The sequence below is a fragment of the Priestia koreensis genome (assembly GCF_022646885.1).
GTDB classification, from domain to species: Bacteria; Bacillota; Bacilli; order Bacillales; family Bacillaceae_H; genus Bacillus_AG; species Bacillus_AG koreensis_A.
In genome coordinates this window covers 2,618,570-2,641,363 of the sequence record NZ_CP061868.1, presented here as the reverse complement: position 1 = coordinate 2,641,363, position 22,794 = coordinate 2,618,570, and the positions used below count along the sequence as shown (strand labels likewise).

27 protein-coding genes and 10 pseudogenes are annotated in these 22,794 nt (G+C 34.2%); 36 read left to right on the top strand and 1 reads right to left on the bottom strand.

Features of this window, described 5'->3' with window-relative positions:
- Positions 1 to 16 precede the first annotated feature (16 nt).
- Both IE339_RS13725 and IE339_RS13720 read left to right on the top strand, forming a co-directional pair.
- Positions 17 to 364 (top strand): hypothetical protein, encoded by a 348-nt coding sequence (locus IE339_RS13725; protein ID WP_242168349.1) that lies wholly within the window; start codon positions 17 to 19, stop codon positions 362 to 364.
- A 1,045-nt stretch (positions 365 to 1,409) separates the two neighbouring features.
- Positions 1,410 to 1,844 (top strand): hypothetical protein, encoded by a 435-nt coding sequence (locus tag IE339_RS13720; RefSeq protein WP_242168347.1) that lies wholly within the window; start codon positions 1,410 to 1,412, stop codon positions 1,842 to 1,844.
- On the opposite strand, the gene IE339_RS24810 is transcribed toward IE339_RS13720, so the two are convergent.
- A complete protein-coding gene (locus IE339_RS24810; RefSeq protein ID WP_431522772.1) occupies positions 1,841 to 2,056 on the bottom strand; it encodes a helix-turn-helix domain-containing protein in 216 nt (71 codons plus the stop codon). The genes IE339_RS13720 and IE339_RS24810 overlap by 4 nt on opposite strands.
- A 204-nt stretch (positions 2,057 to 2,260) precedes the next feature.
- On the opposite strand from IE339_RS24810, the pseudogene IE339_RS13715 reads away from it, so the two are divergent.
- From IE339_RS13715 to IE339_RS13550, 34 genes and pseudogenes are all read left to right on the top strand, one after another.
- A pseudogene (locus IE339_RS13715) lies at positions 2,261 to 2,542 on the top strand (recombinase family protein); the annotation flags it as partial.
- Positions 2,542 to 3,315 (top strand): annotated as a pseudogene (locus IE339_RS13710) (transposase); the annotation flags it as partial. The pseudogenes IE339_RS13715 and IE339_RS13710, both read left to right, overlap by 1 nt.
- A gap of 113 nt (positions 3,316 to 3,428) precedes the next feature.
- A complete protein-coding gene (locus IE339_RS13705) occupies positions 3,429 to 3,887 on the top strand; it encodes an HNH endonuclease signature motif containing protein (RefSeq protein ID WP_242168345.1) in 459 nt (152 codons plus the stop codon).
- A gap of 13 nt (positions 3,888 to 3,900) precedes the next feature.
- A complete protein-coding gene (locus IE339_RS13700) occupies positions 3,901 to 4,371 on the top strand; it encodes an SMI1/KNR4 family protein (protein WP_242168343.1) in 471 nt (156 codons plus the stop codon).
- Between the two features lie 292 nt (positions 4,372 to 4,663).
- A pseudogene (locus IE339_RS13695) lies at positions 4,664 to 4,954 on the top strand (pentapeptide repeat-containing protein); the annotation flags it as partial.
- A pseudogene (locus tag IE339_RS13690) lies at positions 4,947 to 5,195 on the top strand (DUF600 domain-containing protein); the annotation flags it as partial. The pseudogenes IE339_RS13695 and IE339_RS13690, both read left to right, overlap by 8 nt.
- A gap of 328 nt (positions 5,196 to 5,523) precedes the next feature.
- Positions 5,524 to 6,195, top strand: coding sequence for a polymorphic toxin type 15 domain-containing protein (locus tag IE339_RS13685; protein WP_242168341.1), 672 nt, complete (start codon positions 5,524 to 5,526; stop codon positions 6,193 to 6,195).
- Between the two features lie 13 nt (positions 6,196 to 6,208).
- Positions 6,209 to 6,751: a T6SS immunity protein Tdi1 domain-containing protein gene (locus tag IE339_RS13680; RefSeq protein WP_113768872.1), complete on the top strand. Its 543-nt coding sequence runs from the start codon at positions 6,209 to 6,211 to the stop codon at positions 6,749 to 6,751.
- A gap of 480 nt (positions 6,752 to 7,231) precedes the next feature.
- Positions 7,232 to 7,713, top strand: a pseudogene (locus tag IE339_RS13675) (DNA/RNA non-specific endonuclease).
- Positions 7,714 to 7,763: 50 nt separating this feature from the next.
- A complete protein-coding gene (locus IE339_RS13670; protein WP_242168339.1) occupies positions 7,764 to 8,252 on the top strand; it encodes an antitoxin YezG family protein in 489 nt (162 codons plus the stop codon).
- 140 nt (positions 8,253 to 8,392) lie between these two features.
- Positions 8,393 to 8,491, top strand: a pseudogene (locus tag IE339_RS13665) (DUF600 domain-containing protein); the annotation flags it as partial.
- Between the two features lie 224 nt (positions 8,492 to 8,715).
- Positions 8,716 to 9,483, top strand: a complete 768-nt coding sequence (locus tag IE339_RS13660; RefSeq protein ID WP_242168337.1) for a toxin — start codon at positions 8,716 to 8,718, stop codon at positions 9,481 to 9,483.
- Between the two features lie 16 nt (positions 9,484 to 9,499).
- On the top strand, positions 9,500 to 9,823 hold the full coding sequence (locus tag IE339_RS13655; protein ID WP_242168335.1) for a DUF6572 domain-containing protein: 324 nt from the start codon (positions 9,500 to 9,502) through the stop codon (positions 9,821 to 9,823).
- A gap of 23 nt (positions 9,824 to 9,846) precedes the next feature.
- Positions 9,847 to 10,503, top strand: coding sequence for a hypothetical protein (locus tag IE339_RS13650; protein ID WP_242168333.1), 657 nt, complete (start codon positions 9,847 to 9,849; stop codon positions 10,501 to 10,503).
- 286 nt (positions 10,504 to 10,789) lie between these two features.
- Positions 10,790 to 11,584, top strand: a complete 795-nt coding sequence (locus IE339_RS13645; RefSeq protein WP_242168331.1) for a hypothetical protein — start codon at positions 10,790 to 10,792, stop codon at positions 11,582 to 11,584.
- Position 11,585: 1 nt separating this feature from the next.
- Positions 11,586 to 12,041, top strand: a complete 456-nt coding sequence (locus IE339_RS13640; protein WP_242168329.1) for an immunity protein YezG family protein — start codon at positions 11,586 to 11,588, stop codon at positions 12,039 to 12,041.
- A gap of 124 nt (positions 12,042 to 12,165) precedes the next feature.
- The gene (locus IE339_RS13635) at positions 12,166 to 12,480 is read left to right on the top strand and encodes an HNH endonuclease (protein ID WP_242168327.1); all 315 of its coding nucleotides are present in this window, start codon (positions 12,166 to 12,168) and stop codon (positions 12,478 to 12,480) included.
- A 25-nt stretch (positions 12,481 to 12,505) separates the two neighbouring features.
- Positions 12,506 to 12,994 carry an SMI1/KNR4 family protein gene (locus tag IE339_RS13630; RefSeq protein ID WP_242168325.1) on the top strand — a complete coding sequence of 163 codons (489 nt, stop codon included), beginning with the start codon at positions 12,506 to 12,508 and terminating at the stop codon, positions 12,992 to 12,994.
- Positions 12,995 to 13,179: 185 nt separating this feature from the next.
- A complete protein-coding gene (locus IE339_RS13625) occupies positions 13,180 to 13,764 on the top strand; it encodes a YwqJ-related putative deaminase (RefSeq protein ID WP_242168323.1) in 585 nt (194 codons plus the stop codon).
- Entirely contained in the window at positions 13,754 to 14,218 is a 465-nt protein-coding gene (locus IE339_RS13620; protein WP_431522771.1) for a toxin-antitoxin system YwqK family antitoxin, read from the top strand. Before IE339_RS13625 ends, IE339_RS13620 begins: the two co-directional genes overlap by 11 nt.
- A pseudogene (locus IE339_RS13615) lies at positions 14,211 to 14,885 on the top strand (endonuclease V). Before IE339_RS13620 ends, IE339_RS13615 begins: the two are co-directional and overlap by 8 nt.
- A 109-nt stretch (positions 14,886 to 14,994) precedes the next feature.
- Positions 14,995 to 15,483, top strand: coding sequence for an immunity protein YezG family protein (locus tag IE339_RS13610; RefSeq protein WP_242176195.1), 489 nt, complete (start codon positions 14,995 to 14,997; stop codon positions 15,481 to 15,483).
- A 356-nt stretch (positions 15,484 to 15,839) separates the two neighbouring features.
- Positions 15,840 to 16,247 carry a hypothetical protein gene (locus IE339_RS13605; RefSeq protein ID WP_277933974.1) on the top strand — a complete coding sequence of 136 codons (408 nt, stop codon included), beginning with the start codon at positions 15,840 to 15,842 and terminating at the stop codon, positions 16,245 to 16,247.
- Positions 16,247 to 16,678 (top strand): annotated as a pseudogene (locus IE339_RS13600) (SMI1/KNR4 family protein). Before IE339_RS13605 ends, IE339_RS13600 begins: the two are co-directional and overlap by 1 nt.
- A gap of 311 nt (positions 16,679 to 16,989) precedes the next feature.
- Positions 16,990 to 17,559, top strand: coding sequence for a CdiA family toxin C-terminal domain-containing protein (locus IE339_RS13595; RefSeq protein WP_242168319.1), 570 nt, complete (start codon positions 16,990 to 16,992; stop codon positions 17,557 to 17,559).
- An 18-nt stretch (positions 17,560 to 17,577) separates the two neighbouring features.
- Positions 17,578 to 17,937, top strand: a complete 360-nt coding sequence (gene cdiI / locus IE339_RS13590) for a ribonuclease toxin immunity protein CdiI (RefSeq protein ID WP_242168317.1) — start codon at positions 17,578 to 17,580, stop codon at positions 17,935 to 17,937.
- 321 nt (positions 17,938 to 18,258) lie between these two features.
- On the top strand, positions 18,259 to 18,660 hold the full coding sequence (locus tag IE339_RS13585; protein ID WP_242168316.1) for a hypothetical protein: 402 nt from the start codon (positions 18,259 to 18,261) through the stop codon (positions 18,658 to 18,660).
- 98 nt (positions 18,661 to 18,758) lie between these two features.
- Positions 18,759 to 19,076, top strand: a complete 318-nt coding sequence (locus tag IE339_RS13580) for an HNH endonuclease (protein ID WP_242168314.1) — start codon at positions 18,759 to 18,761, stop codon at positions 19,074 to 19,076.
- A 108-nt stretch (positions 19,077 to 19,184) separates the two neighbouring features.
- The gene (locus IE339_RS13575) at positions 19,185 to 19,487 is read left to right on the top strand and encodes a hypothetical protein (protein WP_242168312.1); all 303 of its coding nucleotides are present in this window, start codon (positions 19,185 to 19,187) and stop codon (positions 19,485 to 19,487) included.
- A 195-nt stretch (positions 19,488 to 19,682) separates the two neighbouring features.
- Positions 19,683 to 19,979: pseudogene (locus IE339_RS24805) on the top strand (hypothetical protein).
- A gap of 212 nt (positions 19,980 to 20,191) precedes the next feature.
- Positions 20,192 to 20,989 (top strand): hypothetical protein, encoded by a 798-nt coding sequence (locus tag IE339_RS13565; RefSeq protein ID WP_242168308.1) that lies wholly within the window; start codon positions 20,192 to 20,194, stop codon positions 20,987 to 20,989.
- Positions 20,976 to 21,432, top strand: a pseudogene (locus tag IE339_RS13560) (DUF600 domain-containing protein). The gene IE339_RS13565 and the pseudogene IE339_RS13560 overlap by 14 nt, the downstream one beginning before the upstream one ends.
- Before the next feature lie 226 nt (positions 21,433 to 21,658).
- On the top strand, positions 21,659 to 22,126 hold the full coding sequence (locus IE339_RS13555; RefSeq protein ID WP_242168307.1) for a DUF6985 domain-containing protein: 468 nt from the start codon (positions 21,659 to 21,661) through the stop codon (positions 22,124 to 22,126).
- Positions 22,127 to 22,266: 140 nt separating this feature from the next.
- Entirely contained in the window at positions 22,267 to 22,722 is a 456-nt protein-coding gene (locus tag IE339_RS13550; RefSeq protein WP_242168305.1) for a DUF4274 domain-containing protein, read from the top strand.
- The last annotated feature ends 72 nt before the right edge of the window (positions 22,723 to 22,794 follow it).

The following is a 22,794-nucleotide window of genomic DNA, read 5'->3' as shown; positions in this document are numbered from 1 at the left end:
GGAATGTATAAAATCAATGTTGAGTAGTTATGAAGAGCTTAATCAATATGTCATAGAAGATTTTGATGAATTTTTAAATGAAGGTTTATCTATTTCACAAGTAACTGAAAAACTTCTTGAAGAATACTATAGGGGAATAGTGAATAGTAAGGTTGAGAAATTAGTTATATATTTAAGAATTGCACTTTTGAGTATTGAAAGAAATTATCTTCGTGAAGATATTAAAGCTGAGTTAATGAGTATGATAAATGAACTCGAATCAATACCTACTAAAGAGGAAGTAGGTTCTGAAAATACAAAACAAATTTTATTAGACATCCTTAGATTTATAAATAAATCTAAGGATGTTAATAAAATTTTATAGTAAGGAAAAATTAGAATTAGTTGAGGTAATAAACAATGCGGTGTTTAAAATTATGATATCATGAAGGCAGTGTGAGTATTACTAAACAATAAAAAGCGTGAGAAGTAAGCAATATGACATTTTACACAGTGAGGGTAGTAAGACCAGGAAATAGTAACAAACAAATGATACTGCCAATGCTCGTGGCGATAAATACAAGGTATAATATGACAGAGTCATTTATAACTTGTTTACGGTTAAAGATTCCTTGAATTTGAATTAATAACACATGAAGGCTAGACCATCAAGGAGTCCTATTTTAACAATAAAGCAATAAGAGCGAGAATAGGCGAGATGACATTTTACTTAAAAGGATTACTCATGGGATGTCATAAGCACGAAACACACGAGATTAAACAAGCTAAAGGGTTTAAACGTTACACTTGCCAAGTAGTATAAAAGATGTCATACTGTCGATATAAAATTACTTATAAAACTTTCAAATATATTAATAAACTTAGAAAATTTATAAACTTAAAGCACTTGATTGTCTATAACAGGCGACAAGTGCTTTTTCGTATTTCTATATTCATAGATAAAGAAGATGATGATTATTTAATTAGTGTACTAAGTGTTAAATTTTATACAAGTACTAGCATACAAGGGGAAAGAAAATACGATGGAAATAGAGGTTTCGATAGATAAATTTGTTATAGATTATAAGGATGTACCACATTCAGCATTTTTACGTGTTTATATGGTGGGAGTGCAGAAATATAAAGTGAAAATGAAGATTTATAGTGGAACATATAGCTATGAATTGCACATGCGTAAAAGTGACGATGTATAGATTCATCTATATTTTAAAAACTTTAGAGAAACAGAAGGCCACTTACATACCCTAAGGATTGAGACAAGGCCAGAGCATTACTCACATTTCAGAGAAATATTAGAGATGATAGGGAAGCGGGCAAGCTGAGTAGAATTTGTGAGTTGTGATGTAGCGTATGATATACAAACAGGCTTGGAAAATATAGTGGTGTTACCGACAGACGCACGGAGGAATATGACACACTTTGATACAACACGATATTTTGGTAGAAGCGACCAACGTAAACGGAATGGTTTCTGTAGGATTTATGATAAACGGCTAGAACTAGCAAGGAATAAAGGAATTTATTTAGCACATGAATTAAGCCGAATAGAAGTGGTGTACAAGGTAAATGAGCAAGTGTTGCTTAAAGACCTCATGAAACATCCACCAAAACAGAATGAACATTATTTTGCGGCTGTAGTAACAGAGTGGCAAATACTTAAGAAGAAGCAACGAGAACGGGTAGCTAGCATGCGAGATGGAATAGATATGTATACGCAGTATATACGGAGGGAAATAAAAAAGACCCTTACGAATCAGTATCGATTGGACTTCGACGAATTAGCAAGGGTGGAATGGACAAGGTTGATAGAAGAACCAAGTTTAATTGTTCTTCGAGTGAGTTAATCGTTTATCTCCAATACAAGTAGGTCTTGGATCGAGACATGTAATGTGTCGCACAAAGCTGAAAGGGTACTTATATGCAGACGTTGTATGGGTTGTGTACATAAATCATTGACGGTATTTGGACGTAATGAGGTTTGCTTGGCCAAGTGCCGACGGCTCATTTGTTTTTCAATTAAAATTTCATTGAGACGTAAACGAATAGTAGAAGACATAATAAAAACACCTCTATGTTAGATTGTAAGGTTATGTATAGTGTACGACCATACTAGAGAAAAAACGACTGTAAAATAAAGGGTTGTGCAGAATTTGGGTAAGGTCGTACAGTATGTTGTAACGGATAGACGTTACACACAAGTTATCCGCAAAAAACGGGTAAGCGTTACAGGGACTTTAATTGCTGTAACGGGAGGGGCATTATGAAAGAAAAAGTAGTTGGTTATGTACGAGTTTCAACAAAAGGGCAAGTACGTGAAGGATATAGCTTAGCGTATCAAGTAGAAGAAATTGAGAGGTATTGTGACGAAAATAAGCTACAACTGCTTCACATATATGAGGATAGAGGACTCAGCGGAGCGACAGTTGATGAAGATGGATTAACTATTGAGCGAGAAGGCTTGCAAGAGCTATTGGCAGATATAGAATATCATCAAGTGAGCCAAGTAATAGTATTAAATACGTCTCGTTTGTGGCGCTCTGAAACCAACTGCATATTCAATTAAGTCACCACTATCCAAGCTATAAAAAGTTTTTTTCAGAAGTAGATGAAAAAACAGCATTGGCATTTTGGGAACGATACTCGTCTCCACCGTGTTTAGAGGGGTTAAGTGTAAAGCAATTGACCATATTATTATTAGAAGCGAGTAGCAATACATGTTCGGTGAAAAAAGCGAGTGAGATTTTAAAGTTGGTGAAAGAGGATGGAAACACAATAAGAGAACACCAAGAAACACGAGACTTTCTAGTAAAGAGCATCGTCCGAGACATTTCATTTAAGAAACAGGAAATGCGCTATGTGGAGCGAGAATTAAAAGGGTTAATGAGTTTACTAGACTTTCAACTAGAAACAATGCCTGGCATAGATCTCGTTACAGCTTCGGCTTTAATTGCAGAAATAGGTGATGTACGCCGTTTTCCAAATGCCAACAAATTAGCACGATTTACGGGCATTGCGCCTGTTTACTTTGGTTCTAGTGGGAAAGGAAGGGAACAAAAAAGCAAGCAAGGAAATCGGGCGCTACACGCTTTATTTTACAACTTAGCCGTACAGCAAGTACAAGTAGCAAAAGGAAGTAAGCTGCCAAGGAATCCAGTATTCCATGCATACTACCAACGGAAACTAAAAGAAGGCAAAACAAAAGGACAAGCATTGGTTTGTATAATGAGACGGCTTGTAAACATTATATACGGCATGATGAAACACAAAACAGCCTATGAATTGCCGATAATAAAAGAGGAAAAAGTAGTAGTTTAATAAGGTTGAAGATAGATTGTTTTTTAATAGTGGATTTTAAGATTACAACATAGGGTACGGGTAAAGATAGTACTGCAACAAAAGAATTATATTTAGAAAATATTAACGGGTTTGTGTCAGGTAATAAGAAGTTTGAAGATGTTATTGATGATTATGCCAAACTGTATGCTGAAAAGATTGGATCCAATGCCGTATGGAGTTGGGCAGATGATGTTATTGGTGGAAATGGATTAAATTATAGACAAAGAAAAGAAATTAGATTACAAGCTATAGAGAAAGGTTTAATACCAGATGTTCCGTTTAAAGATGGAACAAAATACCCTGATTTTTCTAAAGTGGAGGGATTAATAGAAAAGATTGACTATCTACCAGAGGAATTTTGGAGGGGAACGGATAGAGAACAGTTTAATTGGCTAGATAGTAGAATTGAAGGTGGAAGGCCTAAGGGAATGACGTGGCATCATTCTGAAATTGATGGAAAGATGGAGTTGGTTCCATTTGGCATTCACAATATTATAAATCATAAAGGTGGACGAAGCCCTGGACATTGGGCACATATAGGTAAGAGATAGGGAGGAATTAATAATGAAAATAGATGAAAAAACTAGTATTAAACCTTTTCCGAGTGATGAAAGAATAGCTTGGTTTGAACAATCATATAGCATTAAATTGCCACAGTCATATATTGATTTTTTAAAAAGGTATAATGGGGCTACACCTATCACTAATGTATTGAAGTTTGATAGGCAGGAATATGTAATAGAAAGGTTTTTATGTTTATTGGATAATCCCAAAGAACATTTAGAAGATGGATGGTATGACTTAACCTCTGTTTTAACGCAATTAGATGGTAGGCTTATTGATGATGAAGAATTAATTGGTATGAATGTTATACCAATAGCTGCTATGTTTGCTGGGGATTTTATTTGTTTAGATTTTAGAAATAGTGTGAATCCTGAAGTTGTTATCTGGGATCATGAAGAATCGGAAGAATTAGAGCCAGTAACGACGGTGGTTGCGAGTGATTTTGAAGGATTTTTAGCTGTGTTATCATGACAACTAAATAGAATTAGTTATAGGGACTTTCTAAGTATTATAATAACATTTACTAATTCATGGATATGTTGCAGGCGAGAATAATATTGCTGGTAGTGGTTTAACACATACACACAATTAAAATGTATGCCCTATTTATCTTTTAATTTGTTAAGAAAATCACCATAATAACATCAGGTACCACCATTTCTATTCTTAGAAGCCCAACCTTCGCTTTCCCCTATCTTTTAATATTCACCCAATGTTGCTTGGAAGAAGCATCTAGAAAATTAAAGGAAAGGAATTTTTACTCATGGATGAGAAAAGTAATGAGCGAATTAGAGTCATGGAAATCCTAAATAGATCTCAATATAATGATGAGGTTATAGATCAGGTAGATATGAGTGATTTAGACCTTAGTTTTTCAGACCTGTCAGAAGTAAGGGCAAGGCGTATCATGGCCAAACGTGTGGTGTTGAGAGCTTCTTCACTAATGAGAGCAGCGTTTTATGATTGCGATTTTGAGTTAGCTGATTGTAGATTTGGCGAAGCGGATTTTTCTAAAGCGAATATGAAATATGCAAAGTTAAATATCATACGATGTGTCGGGAAATCGGCGATCAATGGTGTTGCGCATACTATGTGAGGATATTGAAAAAATACAGGCATTATGTACTCAATACCAGCAAGAAATGCCAACCGAAATGAAACTAATCTATGATGTGAAGAGTGGAAGATTTACTGCTGAATACAAGTATGACTTACTTTATACGAACGATGACGTTAAAACAGCTACTCATATGTACAATGAATGGTTTGAGGAAGTAAAAAAGAAAAAACGTTAAAAATGCACAAGAATTATAGATAATTAAAAAATAGTTAGTTTATAGTCCACTAAATAATCAAACCTTGCAAGCGATAATTGGTTATCTAATTATCGCTTGTTTTATGCAAGAAGAAATTCCAAAAATAGAATTATAATATGATGAAAAACAACGTTTAAAGAGCGGGTACGAAAGAAAAAAAGAGTGGCTTGTCTTAGCAAATTCTTCAGCAAAAAACCTTACGGCTATGCGGAATGTTTTAAGCACACAAGCTACTGAGCGCCTCATTCCAGCCGTCCAAAAAGGACAGCGAGTTTACCGATCTGTTGCCAATGACGTCAAAAACACCATGAAAAAAATCGGCGAAATCAAACTCGTCCCAAAATCAATCAAATCCTTCCAACCGGTTGGCGTTCCTATTCCTCCTATATGGATGGTAGACGACTGGTACAAGGTGAAAGACCTCGGGCGGATGTTTTCGGTTGGTGGTAGGGGTACTAAGGGTACCGGTAAGCATTTAAATGATGTACCTAAAATAAAAGAAATTGAAGTGAACTTTAATAGAAATGTAAAACATGATTCAGAAGAGTTTGCGAGACAATTAAAAGACCAAGAAAAAGGTATGAATGAGCTTACAGTGGATGAGTATTTAAAAAATCGTGAAAGATACATAGCACAGGGGCGAGCTATTGAAGGTAATGCTGCTCAACAAGCTGCTAGAGAAGAAGCTTATGTACAAAAGGTAAATGAACTACAAAGAGAAGGATTAACGTTATCAAATGCCAAGAAAAAAGCCAAGGAATGGCTAGATACTCAAGCTGCACTTCACAACCCTGACCAGATAGCAGGTGGAAAGGCAGAAATAATAGGAGGTATGGGAGATAAAAGGATTAATTCTTCTATAGGTAGTCAATGGCGGTATAGAATTGATATTGTTGATAAACAAATTAAGGAATTAGCCAAAAACATGACACCAGAACAACTAAAAAGTACTTATTTGAATGTAAAATTAACACATTAGAGGAGGAGTTTAGATGGAACAATATTTAAAAGATTTTAAGTTGCATAATAAAGTTCCGAGTGAAATCATTGAAAAGTATAAACATGTAGTACCTAATGAAATAATAAATTTATGGAGTAATTATGGATTTGGTACATTTATGCAAGGGTATTTTAAAAGTGTAAATCCAGAGGGATTTAAAGAGATTTTGGAGGAGAGTAGTCAAAGATATAAGGATTCAATAGTATTATTTGCTACGGGTATGGGAGACTTGGTTATTTGGTCAGATGGATATGTTAGATTACTTAATTACAGGTATGGTATAGTAAAGACCATTATGTTTACATTTGAATTTTTCTTTCAAAATATTGCTGATTTAGAATTTAGAGATGAAGATTTATCTTGGCAACCTTATCCCGAAGCGCTTAAACAATATAATGAGTTAGATTACGAGGAGTGTTTTGGTTATACACCTCTATTAGGTTTAGGTGGAGCAGAAAAAGTTGAGAACTTAAAAAAGGTCAAATTAAAGGAACATATTCTTATTATTACTAGTTTTATGGGGCCAGTACAATAATAGAATAAGTAGATATTTTATCACTAGGTAAATAGAGATATAGGATTCGTTCAAATGAATTAGACTTACTACTTCATTTATATTTTACAAGCGAATATGATAACGAAACACATTAACACATATATAAATCAATGAAAAACAAAGTTTATGTGAAGTGGATAGAAAAAATAATAGGTTGTTTGAAAATAGATACTCCATGATGGTTGTACCATCATAGAGTATTATGTGCAATGATAGAATAGAAAAAGAAGTACGATCTTAGGCGAGATGACATTTTACTGTGCGATGAATACAAAGACATGGAATGGACAAAAAACTAGCGAACTCGTACAAACTCGTAAGTTTTAATATAGTAGTTTTCACGACATATAAAGGTGTCATACTGTTACTATAAAACTTACAAATTTATGCTACTTAAGAACAGATGAACGTAAAGCACTTGATTGCCAACTTGAGGCAACAAGTGCTTTTTATTTTAAGATTACAACAAAGGGTACGGGTAAGAATAGTGAGATAACTGAAATAACAGGAGAAAATTTTGGGGATCACATCATTAAAGGGAAGAACTTGCACCAAACGTACGTTATATTACTGAGGAGAATTATAAATATACAACAGATGAACTTGGTAGAATAGTAGATGTAAATGCGGAAGATTTAATACTTCATAAAGGAACGCGAAACCCGGGAATGCAAGTGGCAGCAGATCGAGAAGATAGATTGCCTGATGATAATGGTGGACACTTGATAGGAACTCAGTTTCATGGTTCGGGAGATATTGATAATTTGCTTGCTCAGAATAGGCAAATTAATCGCTCTGGTGGAGAATGGTACAAGATGGAGACTGAGTGGGCAAATGCTCTGAAAGAGATTCCACCAAAAAAAGTATCTGTAAAAATTAAGCCCGTTGTTATTGGGACTTCATTAAGACCAGATTCATATAAAGTAGTTTATGAAATTTAAGGTAAAGGAATATTTAAGAAAACCATTGAAAATAGAGCAGGAGGTTAAGTATGGAAAAGGAAATGAATAGATTATATAGAGAAATAGCTGAAACAGTTAATGAAATGATTCCAGAAGAATGGGAGAAATTTTATTTTTATGCTCAGATATCGGAAACTGGAGGGGGAACGTACTTTTTTTATAATACACCTGAAAATAGACAATGCTTTAATTATAGTGTGAAAATCCCATTTAACTATGCTATTGACAAAGAAGAATTTAAAAAAAATAAAAGAAAGTTGTTTGAGTTGAGTGATGAACTAAGAAATGTTTTTAAAGATAATGAGCAAGAACTTTGGTACTCTTTTACAATGTCCCTAGAGAGTAGTGGGACATTTAAGTTACATTATGATTATACAAATTGGTTTGATACGGAATATAGTTTTAGTGACCAAACGATTATTTGGAAAAATAAATACTTAGGCGAAGTACCAAATGATGAAAAGTATAAAGCGTTAATCGATAAATATTATAGTGAATTTCTTAATAACCCCATTTAACTAAATAAAAGACAGAAAAAACATTAGGCTGTTTGAAAATAGATACTCCATGATGGTTGTACTATTATGAAGTACTATGTGCAATGATAGAATAGAAAACGAAGTACGAGCTTAGGCGAAATGGCATTTTACATGGCGGTGAATATAAGTATGACTTACTTTATACGAACGATGACGTTAAAACAGCTACTCATATGTACAATGAATGGTTTGAGGAAGTTAAAAAGAAAAAACGTTAAAAATGCACAAGAATTATAGATAATTAAAAAATAGTTAGTTTATAGTCCACTAAATAATCAAACCTTGCAAGCGATAATTGGTTATCTAATTATCGCTTGTTTTATGCAAGAAGAAATTCCAAAAATAGAATTAATATGATGAAACACAACGTTTAAAGAGCGGGTACGAAAGAAAAAAAGAGTGGATTGTCCCAGCAAATCCTGCAGCAAAAAAACTTACGGCTATGCGGAATGTTTTAAGCACACAAGCTACTGAGCGCCTCATTCCAGCCGTTGAAAAAGGACAGCGAGTTTACCGCGCTGTTGCAAATGAAGTCAAAAATACCATGAAAAAAATCCGCGAAATCAAACTCGTCCCAAAATCAATCAAAGTTTTCCAAACAGATGGCGCTCCTATTCCTATATGGATGGTAGACGACTGGTACAAGGTGAAAGACCTCGGCCGGATGTTTTCGGTTGGGGGTAGGGGTACTAAGGGTACGGGTAACGCTGAAAAGGGGAATTCTGATTTACTTGATAATACCGGTAGGTTTAAAGATGCTGAGTTGCAAACGAAGTATGATTTATATTGTAATAGGAAATATAAGAATGGTGAAGCGCCTAAAGAGCCACTAGAGTGGAAAAAAGCAAGTGAAAAATGGGCACCACTTAAAGAACAGGGGCAAGAATTTTCTGATGAAAGTTTTAATCTATTTTCACAGCAGTATGAAAATGCTGAACGGGAAATAACCATTGTTACGCATGAAGGCACCAAGGTAAGAGTTGACGCAATTGCATCTGATGAATATGGGAATGTTATTATACAAGAATATAAAAGTTCCACTACTGCTCCATATACTACTAATCAAGAAAAGGGATTCCCTGAATTGAAGAATTCTGGTGGGGCAGTGGTAGGTGAAGGAAAGGGGGATTTTTCACGGGGATACGAAGTGCCTAGTGGAACACGACCGCAAATTGTTCGTCCTGAAGGGACAAGTTATTTTGATGAATAAGTGAGGTGAGAGACAAGTGTCGATATTAGACAAAAATAAGATAGATGGAATTGGCAAGAGTATAGGTGAAAATAAGTTAGCCTTAATGATTGCAGACCATTTAGATTGGGAAAATGAACTTCAGCACCTAACATTATTACAAGATAAAATTAATGCCTATGTATCTTTTATCGAAAGTGGGCAAATCTATAGTGTTTATCCAGATGCTAAGTTAGTAGATGGCTTTATATTTGATTTAAGATTTAAATATAAACCAATTGAAAATTGCAATCAATTATTGGAGGTTTTCAGGAATAATACCCAATATTTGAGAATTGAGTTTGAAATATATGAATCTTAAGTAGTTTGAATTGGAGGTGTAATATGAAAGCGAATAAAGCATTTGAATGCGTATGTAATCTACTATCTGAAAAGTATTTAGATAGTGGTTGGAAATATTCTAAGTCTGGTCATTGGATGAGTAAAAAAGATAAACATTTCATTTATAAGGTATCCTTTTATACAAGTTGGAATAATATATCTGATAAAAACGTAGCATTTTATGGTGAATGCGCAATTCTTTCTTTAAAATCTAAAGATAAAATATTTCATATTAATACACGTCAGTGCAATGTACCAAACGATCAGTTATATTGGAACATAGCAAATGAGGAAGAATGGGAGCCGACAGTTAACGAGTTCACTAATTGGTTGAATAGTATATTTATTCCAATTTCAGAAAGGTGCACGAATGATTTGAACAACTTTGTAAAAGAAGTTGTTCAAAGGGGTTTTTATCCTCAAAATGGTTATATAGTGGATATTAATTTTATATTAACGCACGGGTCGCGTGAATTGGCAGAGGAAGCTATCAAAAGATACTATGACAGTTTGGAAGAGCCAATAAAAAGAGAATTTAAAGATAACTATGAAAGTATGGTGTATGGTAATGAGGCGGTCAGTGCATATGGCAATAACATGATGAGAAATTACACCAATTTTAGAACTATCATAGATAATAAAATAATTGTTACTTTATAGTACATCAAATGGTTTGATTGAGTAAGCGATAATTGGTGACCCAATTATCGCTTTTAGTTTTAAATAAGTGTACAGGTAGAGATGATACTTTTTAAAAGAGTTATGATACATATTTAATAGAAATAGAAGGGATTTTTAGAAGGGAAAATAAAATGTAAGCGGATATAATTTGGAAGAAGTTGAAAAGGTATTTATGAAATTGAATACAGATTACCTGCACTAGATCGAGCATTAACTATGATTGCTAACGCTGCATAACTTTATTTTTTTATAAAGGAGAATACAGATGAAACCTAATTATTTTTCAATTTCAATGTACCCCACAGTAGCTTTTAACGAAGAAGAGCTATTAGGACGCCTTTTAGATGTGTTTGAGTCAAATGAAAAATTTGCGCCTACTCATTGGGGAAACAGTGAAACGGTACGAGTAGAGTATAATCGCGAGGAAATTCTAGAAAAAGTAATCTCGGAGGGGAGAGTATCTGAAGTTCATCTGTATCGTGATAAATCTGTAAATTATAGAGGTAGTTTTCAAGTTCGCTCAGGTCACGGCTCATTTTTAGATCTTGAATTTCAAAAGTCGATAGCAAAAAAAATGTGGCCAGATTTTTTCAAACTTGCTGATCAAATCGCAGAGATTGCAAAACCTTCTTTTGGAACAGCACAAATGAGTTGGCCAGTACCTCATCCATGGAATACGGAACGTGAACGTTTACAAAAGTGGATGAATATTTCATCGCTACCTATACCGGTTAGATTTCGTCCTAACGGTCCTTTGGGAGTAGGAGCTAGAACGTATTTTAGCGGTCATATTTTGGAAATGTTTGATAGAGACTTCTTATTAAATGCTCCCGCTGTTGTATCAGAATTAGAATGGGGCGGGGTTTGTATGGATCTTTTACAGGATCCATTAGAAGCTGATCGTGATACATGGCTAGATCGCTGGTTAGATGTCATGAACTATTTGGAACCAGCCCAAGTAATAGCTGTGCCAAGTTTCCATGAAAGTCGAATGGCTGTCATGTATTCACCCAATGTTGCTTGGAGGAAGCATCTAGGAAATGAGAGGAGTAAAAAGTAGAATGAAAGAATTTAAAGATCAGTTTAGTGAGTTGCAAGGGGATATGATCTCGATTTGCCTAGAATATGTTGAAGATCGAGCTGATAAAGTCTATGTGTATGGGTCGTGTGAAGAAGGAATTACAGCAAGTGCCTTTTTTTTCTTAATTAATGATATTTACGTAAAACCACACAAATTGAATGATGCGGTAAAAGGCAGCGATGAAAAATATGACACATCTTCTACACGGAATTTAATGGTATTAAATATTTTAAATGAGGACATTGAAAAAGTCAGTGTATTATGCAAAGAGCATCAGAGAGAAATGCCAACCGAAATGAAATTAATCTATGATGTGAAGAGTGGAAAGTTTAAAGCCGAATACAAATATGATTTCATGTACATTCATGACGACATTAAAACATCCGATGATATTTATGATGAATGGTTTGAGGAAGTTAAAAAAAGCAAACTCTAAAAATGTACGATACCAGATATAGTTAGGTTAAACAAATTACTCATCACATCAGCCCTAGTACTTATTTTAGCCAGAGGATTGCTAAGGTATTAATTTAAACAAAGCACTAGCGGGAGGTACACACTTGAAAGGTGTAGATTATGACATATTAGGCTTTCCAATTTTTAAAGGAGAGGCTGTTGAATTTCAAACGACATTGGATAAAAGAATGTTTAAAGCGTCTGATGATAGGCAATTTAAGTTATGTACGCAGGCTTTAAAAGAATCAATAGAAAAAGGAGAAATATCAGAAGAAGTATTTACAACAAAACAACTCAGGGATATATATAACGGAGAGGCTAGAATAAAAGGGTTGACTTGGCATCACCATCAAGTACCTGGTAAGATTCAATTAGTAGTGTCTAAGACACATAAAGTTAATCATTTAGGTGGAAATTAATTCATTATGGGGGGGATGGAATTAGATGAGTAAGGTACAATGGAGATCAGCAGATGAGCCTATTACACGAGATGAGGTAAGGCATGTTGAGCAGGAGTTAGGTTTTAAATTTCCCTTAGATTATATAGAATGTATTATGGATAATAATGGAGCACACGTTAGCCCAGAAGTGTTTGAAGTTAAAGGGAAAAGGAAGGTTTTTGGTACGTTGTTAACGTACGATATGGATGATGATGAAAATATTATAGAAGTATTTAATGACTATAAAGATACACTTCCGTTAGAGTTAATTCCTTTTGCTTTTGACCCAGCAGGGAATCTAATATGCTTTGATTATAAAGACGATAGAAATAAGCCTACGGTAGTATTTTGGGAACATGAAAATGCTGGTGAAAAAGAGATGTTAATGCGAAAAGAAGGATTAACAGAAGAAAAAGTAGAAGAACTAGCAAGAGAAAATGTATTTTATATCGCAGATACATTCAGTGACTTTTTAGATAAGTTACATGATTGAAAAACAAAGCATATGCGAAGTGAACATAAAAAGAAAAGGTAATTTTTCAGACAAAACTTCATGATGGTTAACCATCTGTTTTTTGCAAGCAGAAAAAACAGTAGAGATAGGTACTAGAAATCTCTGCTGTTTTTTTATGCAAATGGAAAAATCAATCTGGAAGGTTATTCCTATCGTACATACCATTGAGATCTTTTCCTAAAGATATTGAATTTGTAAATCCATCTGATAAGGGTACGGGTGAAGTTTCTAATAGTAGTGAAAAATTAAGTAAAATAGAATACTTGCGTAATATATATGGTCAATTTACTCCACAAGAATTAAATCATAGAATTAATTTGCGTGGTGCTGTAGAAAAAGAGGTTGAAAGATTAAATACATTAGGGCTAACCAAAAACGAAATGGGTCCAGCGGTTGCAGGAACATCTGATAAAAGTACTGGAAAATATTATTTTGGAATTAACAATACTGACGGTGATATTCCAGTTACATTGCACCCAATCATTAGGGATCGGATAGAGAACATGCCTAGCAGTGTTAGAGATGGTTATAAGTTTACGTATGGAGCAGGTTCCCACGCAGAGGTATACTCCTTGAATCAGGCATTACTTGCGAATTTCAACGCACAGCCAACAGATTTTATTACCCACGTCGTAACATCTGATAAGAAATTGAAACCGGCTGGTATGATGATGCCAACCTGTCCGCATTGTAATTTTATTACTGAAGGATTTGAATTTAGTTTAGAGGTGAAAAGTATTGGAAAATAAGATGGATGTATTAAGTAAAGAATATGTATTAGAACAGGGTATAGATTTTGATGAAGAACTATGGTTTACCTCTTACAGCGATGAAGTGCTGGATAGCTCAGAAGATGAAGATGGAAAACCTTTTACTGGATTAGCTTATGAGTTATATGAAAATGGGAATCTAGCGTATTACTGTTATTATAAGAATGGTTTTAAAGAAGGGAATTATGTTAAATTTCACCATAATGGGAAAGTTAAATCTATAGATTACATGATAAAAGGACAAACAAGAGGTATAAGAAAAATTTGGTATGAAAGCGAAGAACTCAAATATGAAGGAACGTTCAAGTTTGGCATTTGTTTAAAATATACTGAATGGGATAAACAAGGGAATATAATTAGGCAAAAAATTGCTCCAACAAAAGAGGCGTTAGGACTAATTACCCGATTATCTGATTGTAATAATAATGAATAATTTTGATGAAAAGAAATTAATACAAGAGTTTTTCAAAAATCCAAATTAAAGTAGAAAATAATTTTCAAATAGAAGAGATACAATTTATCGCAGAGGTAGATTTGGCTTATTGTGATATGAATAAAACTAAGTATAGTACATGTTGTATCGTAACGATTGATTATTATACAAAGGAAGTTGTTGAAAAAGGTATATAGTTGTGGAGAAATAAGTATTCCTTATATATCAGGCTTTCTTGCTTTTCGTGAGTTGCCTTTAATACTTGAAGCGGCGAAGAAACTATCTAATGAACCTAATTTATATATGTTTGATGGAAATGGGTATTTACATTATCGTCATATGGGAATTTGCTACCCATGCTGCAATGTATTTAAACAAACCAGCAATTGGCGTGGCAAAGAGCTATTTGAAAATAGAAAATGTCGACGCTATGATGCCTAAAGAGGAAGTAGGTGCTTACACTGACATTGTAATCTATGGTGATATATATGGTAGAGTTTTGAGGACTTCGTATTGTGTAAAACCAATTTTTGTTTCATGTGGGAACTGGATTGATTTAGATACAAGCACTGAAGTTGTAATGAACTGCATAAATAATGAAAGTCGATTGCCTATTCCAGTTAGATTAACAGATTTAGGAACGCATAAAATTAGGAAAAATAGTTGATGTAGAAGCTGATAATCTCATATTACTGGAAGCAAATAGAAATTATTGAAGGAAAAAGGTCAGTTAAGAAAATGATTAAAAATCAAGCTGGAGGATGACATGTTTGACTATGGAACAAGAAATGAACCAACTATATAGAAAAATTGCTGAAACGGTTAATGCAATGATTCCAGAAAAGTGGGTTAAATTTTGTGTGTACGCTCAAGTTTCAGAAACCGGTGGAGGAACATATTTTTTCTATAATACCCCTGAGGATGAGTTTAACTATAAATATAGCTTAGAACTTCCTTTTGAATTTAATATTAATAACGAGCAGTTTAATCAAAGAGAGAGAAATCTTTTTGAACTGAGTGACAAACCAAGAAAAGTTTTCAGTGACTATCAGCAAGAGCTGTGGTATTCATTTACCTTATCTCTAGATAATAATGGAAATTTTAAAATTCACTATGATTATACTAACTGGTTTGATACAAATTATAGCTTTGATGATCAGTTAATTTTATGGGAGTGTAAATATTTAGGTAATAAACCCGATGATGTTGAGAGCAAAGATCTGATTGAAAGATATTTAAACGAATATCCAGATAATCCAATTTAAAAGAGATAAGGAAAATCTGTATGTGATCTATTTTAGATAACTCTAAAGCACTGGATTGTCGATTAAATGCAACGAGTGCTTTTTTGCATATCTTAACTATCTTACATAATCCAACTGCCTTTAACCCATTGAACCGGACACAGGTCCCCCTCTTTCTTACTATCAGCTAATCCAAAAGACAGAAGCTGCGCCTTATTTGAGATCTTAGGGCCCTTGGACAAACCAAAACCAGGTACCGTCGTGCAAAAAGTGAAAAAATAACAGCTAAAGCCTGTGAAAAATAAAACGATGCTCGGTATAAGGTTGATTAGGATGGTAAGGTTGAGCGGGTTGAGAGTACTAAGGGTACGGATGAAATTAATTATGTTAATTTTAATAAAACACATAAGGATTCCTTACCTAAACCAAAAGGAGGTGGTCCAAATGGTGGAAAATTACAATCTCATCATGGATTACAGCAAGAGTTGGCGAAAAATAATTTAAGTCAGTATGGGTATGATTCTAAACTTGCTCCGACAATAACTATCGAGACAGGAAAAGGATTACCACATACAGCCATTACGAATGCTGAAACTGCGAGAAGAAATGAACGGATGGCTTCAGGCGTAGGGAAATGGAGCACGACTTTACAGGAAGAATTACAATTCATGGTGGACGATTTAACCAAAGCTGGTTTTTCAAGAAATACTACTAGTCAAGTTCTTGAAAAACAATACAAGATGCTAGATAAACTAGGTGTTAAGTTTGAAAGGATTAATTATTAATGAACATACTAGATAATATCAGTAGTTTGTACACAATTAATGCTAGAAAATCTCCTTCGAAAAAAGAAGAAATTAAAGCACTTAAGGATTTTTCGACAATAGGTGTACCTACATAATATATAGAAATAATTCAGCTAGCTTCAGACATTGAATTTAATGTTAGCGACCAAATGTATATTCGGATTTGGGGAGCATCTGGGTGCATAGAAATGAATGAAGCTTATGAAGTGCAGAAACATCTTCCGAATTCGCTCGCAATTGGTGATGATGAAGGAGGTGGTGCATTAATCTATCTACAGGGTAAAGATGGCTTTGGGATATACTATAATAGATTCGCAGATTTGGACATTGAGGAGGCAGTGAAAATTGCACCATCGCTAACCGAATTGTTAGTAAATAATGTAGGTGTGAATACTTTATTAGACATTTAAAAAAATTTAGAGACCTTGATTGGCTTTATAGCCCTTCAAGGTTTTTTATTGGAAAAAATAAGAAATAATATCGTTTTGAATCAAAAACTCAAGATGGTATGCAGAATTACGAGATTGGTTGCAGTAACATTTATATATAACGACCACACTTACTTACTTACTTACTCGATTTAAATTTATACACCAGAAAAACAAAGATTGTATTGATTAATATGGAAATAAACTTGGATCAGAAGAAAATGAATGGAGCAAAAAAAGAAAGGTTTAAGTTAGGAATGAATTGAATAATGATTGTGTGAAATTCATAACTCATGATGGTTGTACCATCATGGAGCATAAAGTTAATACTTGGAGGAACTGAACAAGAACGAGACTTAGGCGAGATGCCATTTTACATGGAAGGGGTAGTTATGATATGGCATATCTACCAAACTAACGAGAACGACAACGCTCGTAGCGATAAACGTAGAAGATATATAGTTAGAAAGAAAAATAAAGGAATTGTCTGTGAGCATAATATGGAGAATTTTGAGAATGCATTTATTGAAAGTGGATGGGATTTACAAAGTTGTATTATATCCAAGAGACAACACTCTACAATCGAAGGTATTTACGAAATTGAATATGGATTACCTGCGTTAAATAGAGAGGGGAATATTATACCTGGAGAACTTAAAGAAGTTCGAAAACCGAAAACAGTTTATGATCCAAAGATAATTTTACATGAACAAATTTTAAAGTGCGGTGAAGAAGCGATGAAAAATGGTGAAATAGTTGGAAGGAAAATTACAGGAATCTATAAAAATGGTGTTAAATTTGAAGGTTATATTGATGAAACAACAGGGAAAATAACAAATTTCTTCCCAACTTTAAATGATTAGATAATATGGGGTGATAAAATGGAAGATAAAAATAAGAAACTAGTTAATTACTATTTCCAAGTTCTAGGAGATTACAGATTTTTAAAAGCATTAGAAAAACTATCTGGTGGAGAAGGGTATGGAATAGAGCATGTTTGGTCTGTATTTGCTGAAGACTATGAAGAATGGGAAGAGGATTACTTTGGAGATGAAGGGATAGCCTTTTATTTCGATTATCCTGCAGTAGAAGAGGATGAAGAAGTAATAATAGACTATGAAACTTTATTTATATATTTAAAAGAAATAACTGGTGCTTATATAGCGAGACATCCAGAAAATGAGTCAGAGATAGGAAAATATATGAATAAAATTAAAGAGAGATATCAGATAAAGAAATAAAAAAACTGTATTTATTTTGAAGGATTTTATTCCTTTCAAGTCTTTGCCTTTATAAAAAATACTAAACTTGATTAAGGACGGATGCTTAGGTAATTGAAGAGTATTAATTATATGTTTTGAATCGAGAGCTTATTAAGGCTGTACTATATTGTCTATTATAGGCGATGAGAGCTTTTTTGCATTTTCACTGATTATTTAATTAGTGTACTAAGTATTAAATTTTATACAAGTGCTAGCATACAAGGGAAAAAACATGCGATGGAAATAGAGGTTTCGATAGATAAGTTCATTCAAAGAGGAGTTGAATGAACGAGAGGGGAATTGTTTGATTCACCGTATGACTTTGTCAATCACGCAATGATGGGACTCTTAGATGTAGGACAGCAGGCACTTAATCCGGAAAAACCTCTTTTAAAAGAGCACTTGGAAAACAGCATGTTTCTGTTTGCGAGCGTCATTGGAGGAGAAAAAACCGCAGGAGCAGCCGTAAAATCCATTCCAAAAGTAACAAACGTTCCGCGTGTACCTGCACATACAGCAACCAAAACATTAAGCGATATGAGAAATGTCATCAGCCCAAAAGCAGCAAGCAATTGGTCAAAGAAGGTGTATGAATCTGTTCAAAAGCAGCTTCAACCTTTACTAGATGCGGAGATACCGACTTTACGTCCTCAACCTCAACTGGTAGGGGATAGTAGAGTGTTGAAGAGTTTAAATCAGTAGTAGGATATGTTAATGACTTTTTAAACGCTTCACCTAAAAATAATGTAATTAATAAAGGATTGGCAGGAGGTACACATGTGTAGGGTGTAGACTATGATGTGTTAGGTTTTCCTATTTTTAAAGGAGATAACTTAAAATTTACGTTAAAGTTAAAGGAAAAATATTATGTTATGAAAGATACAGATCAGTTTAAAGAGTGTACAAGGATATTAAAAAAGGTAATTGAAGAAGGTAAAGCATCAAGGGAACTTTTTACTCCACAACAGCTTAATCAGATTGAAAAGGGGAGAGCAAGAATAAAGGGGCTTACTTGGAACCATCATCAGGTTCCTGGAAAGATGCAATTAGTATCAACAGATATTCATGGGGTTAACCATCTTGGTGGAAATAAATTATGGGGAGAGGGTATTAGATGAGAAAAGATTTAGAGTAGGAATATGCTGATGCAGAAGTATCAGAAACTAAGATTAAAGAAATGGGATTACAATTAGGCTTCCCCGTAGTTATAAAGGGAGGTATAAACAATGTTTGAGGAAAAAGTTAGAGCAGTCTTAGGTGCACGAGCATTACTAGATGATAATGATCCAAGAATTGAACAAAAATGGGAAAAGCTAATTGTTTTACTAAGTGAAGATGAAAACTTGACCCTGAATTTTTTACAGATTTGTACAAAAACAGAACTTTCATTTTTAAGTGAGATTTTTGAAGAAGTGTCATATAATTTACAAAGTAAAAAGTATATTGAATTACTATATAGCCTAGATCAAAGATACCCAGACTTAAACTTAAAGAGAAGTATACAAATTGCCGAGGAGTACATGGATTAAATGTGAGGTTCAAATAATGATATTTTGTATTAAGAGAGATTAATCCTGGTTTCCAAGCAAACACCTTGATTGGCTAAATGCCTTTCAAACCATTTCTATTCTTCGAAGCCCAACCTTTGCTTTCCCCTATCTTTTAATATTCACCCAATGTTGCTTGGAAGAAGCATCTAGAAAATGAGAGGAGCGAAAAGTAGAATGAAAGAATTTGAAGATCAGTTTAGTGAGTTGCAAGGGGATATGATCTCGATCTGCCTAGAATATGTTGAAGATCGAGCTGATAAAGTCTATGTGTATGATTCGTGTGAAAAAGGAATTACTTCGGGAAGGTTTTTTTAATTTAATTAATGATAAGTATGTAGAACCTCATCACGTTAATAATGCGTTGAAGATAGGTGAGTATGAGTTAATATAATATACGCGCACGATAATGTTAAAACGCCAGGACAGGTTGAGGATGAATGGTTTGAGGAAGTAAAGAGGAACCATTTTTAAAAATGTGTAGAACTAGATCTAGTTATGTTAAACAAACCATCCATATAAGTTTTAGTATTTATTTTAACCATTGGGAATTATATTTAACTGTACATGGGATGCAGAGAATCGTTTAGAGATTCGTTTAATAAACGAAAAAAATAGCTGAAATAGGATATTGCGGTTTAAAATAGATTGTTAAACTATGTTTATAAACAGTGAGGGGGATAGAGATGAAACCTGATTTTTTCACCATTGCCATGTATCCAACAGTATCGTTTAACCAACAAGAATCGTTAGGACGTCTTTTGGACATATTTGAGTCAAATGAAAAATTTACTCCTATGCATTGGGGCAACGATGAAACAGTACGAGTAGAATATAACCGTGAGGAAATTCTAGAAAAAGTTGTTTTAGAACGTAGAGTATCAGAAGTTTACTTGTATCGTGATAAGTCTGTGCAGTACACAGGACGCTTTCAAGTTAACTGGAGCCATCGTTCATTTTTAGAGCTTGAGTTTCATAAATCAATACCTCAAAAATTTTGGTCCGCTTTTTTTGAGATATCTGATCAAATCGCAGAAACTGCTAAACCTTGTTTCGGAGTATCCCAAATATTTTGGCCTTTAGCTTATCCCTGGAATAGTGAGCACGATCAATTACAAATGTGGATGGAGATATCTTCACAACCCATACCGGTTAGATTTCTTCCTAACGGTCCCCTTGGGGTAGGAGCTAGAACATACTTTAGTAACTATATTTTAGAAATGTTTGATAAAGAATTCTTATTAAATAGCCCAGCTTTCGTATCTCAACTAGATTGGGGTGGTATTCGCATCGATCTTTTAGATAATCTATCGGATCGTGATATTAATACATTGCTAGATCGTTGGTTGAACGTCATGGACTACTTAAAATCAACTCAAGTAATGGCTATACCCAGTTTTGATGAGGACCGGATGGGCGTTACCTTTTCTCCAAATGCTGCTTGGAAGAAGTATCTAGGAAATGGAAAGAGTGAAAGAATTTGAAGATCAGTTTAGTGAGTTGCAAGGCGATATGATCTCGATCTGCCTAGAATATGTTGAAGATCGAGCAGATGAAGTATATATTTATGCCTCTCATGCGGAAGGAATTACGGGTAGTGAGATTTTCTACTTAATTAATGACACATATGTAGAGTGTCACAAAGTAAATGACGCAGTAAGAGATCGAGATGAACAGTATGATGTATCCGGAAACCGTCAATCAATGGTTCTACGTATACTATGTGAAGACATCGAAAAAAATGAAATTATTATGTATTGAATACCAGCAAGCAATGCCAATCGAAATGAAGTTAGTCTATGATGTGAAGAGTGGAAAGTTTATAACTACATACAAGTATGAATTGTTACATACCATCCATGACACAAAACTGCCTGAGGATTTTACGGATGAATGGTTTGAGGAAGTAAAGCGGAACAAGGTTTAGACATTTGCGGCATTAGGTAAAGTCTACGTAAGTTCTAGTAGTTAATTTAACCATAAGATCCTCACTGCATTTTTTTATTAAAAACGTGGGGCAAGGTGTGTGGGTGGCGTTTAAAAGGATGGTATATGATAACTAGGCCCTTTATAAATACCCAAATAACATGCTTAGATAAAATAAACAAGTTATGACGGCATAGTGTCTATCCACAAAAAGAGGAGATGGTAACATGAATATAAATGATCCTATTTTCGGTGAACTTGAATACGAGTATGGTTGGGTTAAAGATCTAACCGTTCATTTTCTCGGAAAAGAATGTGAGATATCCTTGATGGTAGATGGTGAAGAAGACGGGGAATTTAGTAAAGAACAATATGCTGCATATCAATCACTAATACTGAATTGGGAATACTTACAGCAAAATTTATTGCAATCAATAGTCGAATACTACAAACAAAAGAGACATGAGCTGGGTTATGACATAGAAGTAAACGACCATTACCCACCTATTGAAACACAAGATCAACTAATAGAAATGATAACGTTGGACGGAATTGTTGTTCCATATGCAGATATTTTTGACGAGCGAGATATTGGCATGACGTTTAACTGTACATGGGATATAGAGAATGGGGTAGGAATCCGTTTATTAAACGAAAAAGTAGCGCAAATAGGTTATCAGGATGTTGCGATTTAAAATTGGAATTTCCACCAAAGTATTAGTTAAATGTAGAGCACTTCACTGTCGACTAAAGGCAACGAGTGCTTTTTTAATAGGAACAAACTATTACCAGTATTGTAGAAGCGAAAATACGTTAACAAAAGGGGGAACGTGTAATGGACAAGAAAGATATTAGATTACTTAAGGAATTACTTTATCATACAAGTAAAGAGGATACAATAAGTCGAATAAAGAATGTACAGAATCCCATTATCCTTCATTGTTTTGCGGCACATTATAACTGGAATAGTGGATTGGATATTCCAAATGCTATTCTTGAAAACAACCATTGTGACTTAGGAACGGGATTATTAATGTTCCATTATGCCGATGGATATCGACTATTAGTAAGCCCGGAGGAAGTTTTGAATTCTTCGTTGCAAGAATGGAAGGTTTTTATATTTAAACTCCAAAACAAAATTGCGAAGGTGGATTTCAAAACACAAGATATATCGTTTACCCCTGAATTAACAAAAATTCAAATATTCAAGTTAAAAAAAGCAAACCCAAGTATTTCAGATATGCTCATCAATGAGTCACCGGGAATTTCAATTGCTATTCCTAAAATATAGATAAATACCAAAAGCTCATTACAGCACATTATTATTTGGATTACGAGTTGAAGGGTAGGCAGTACAACAAGA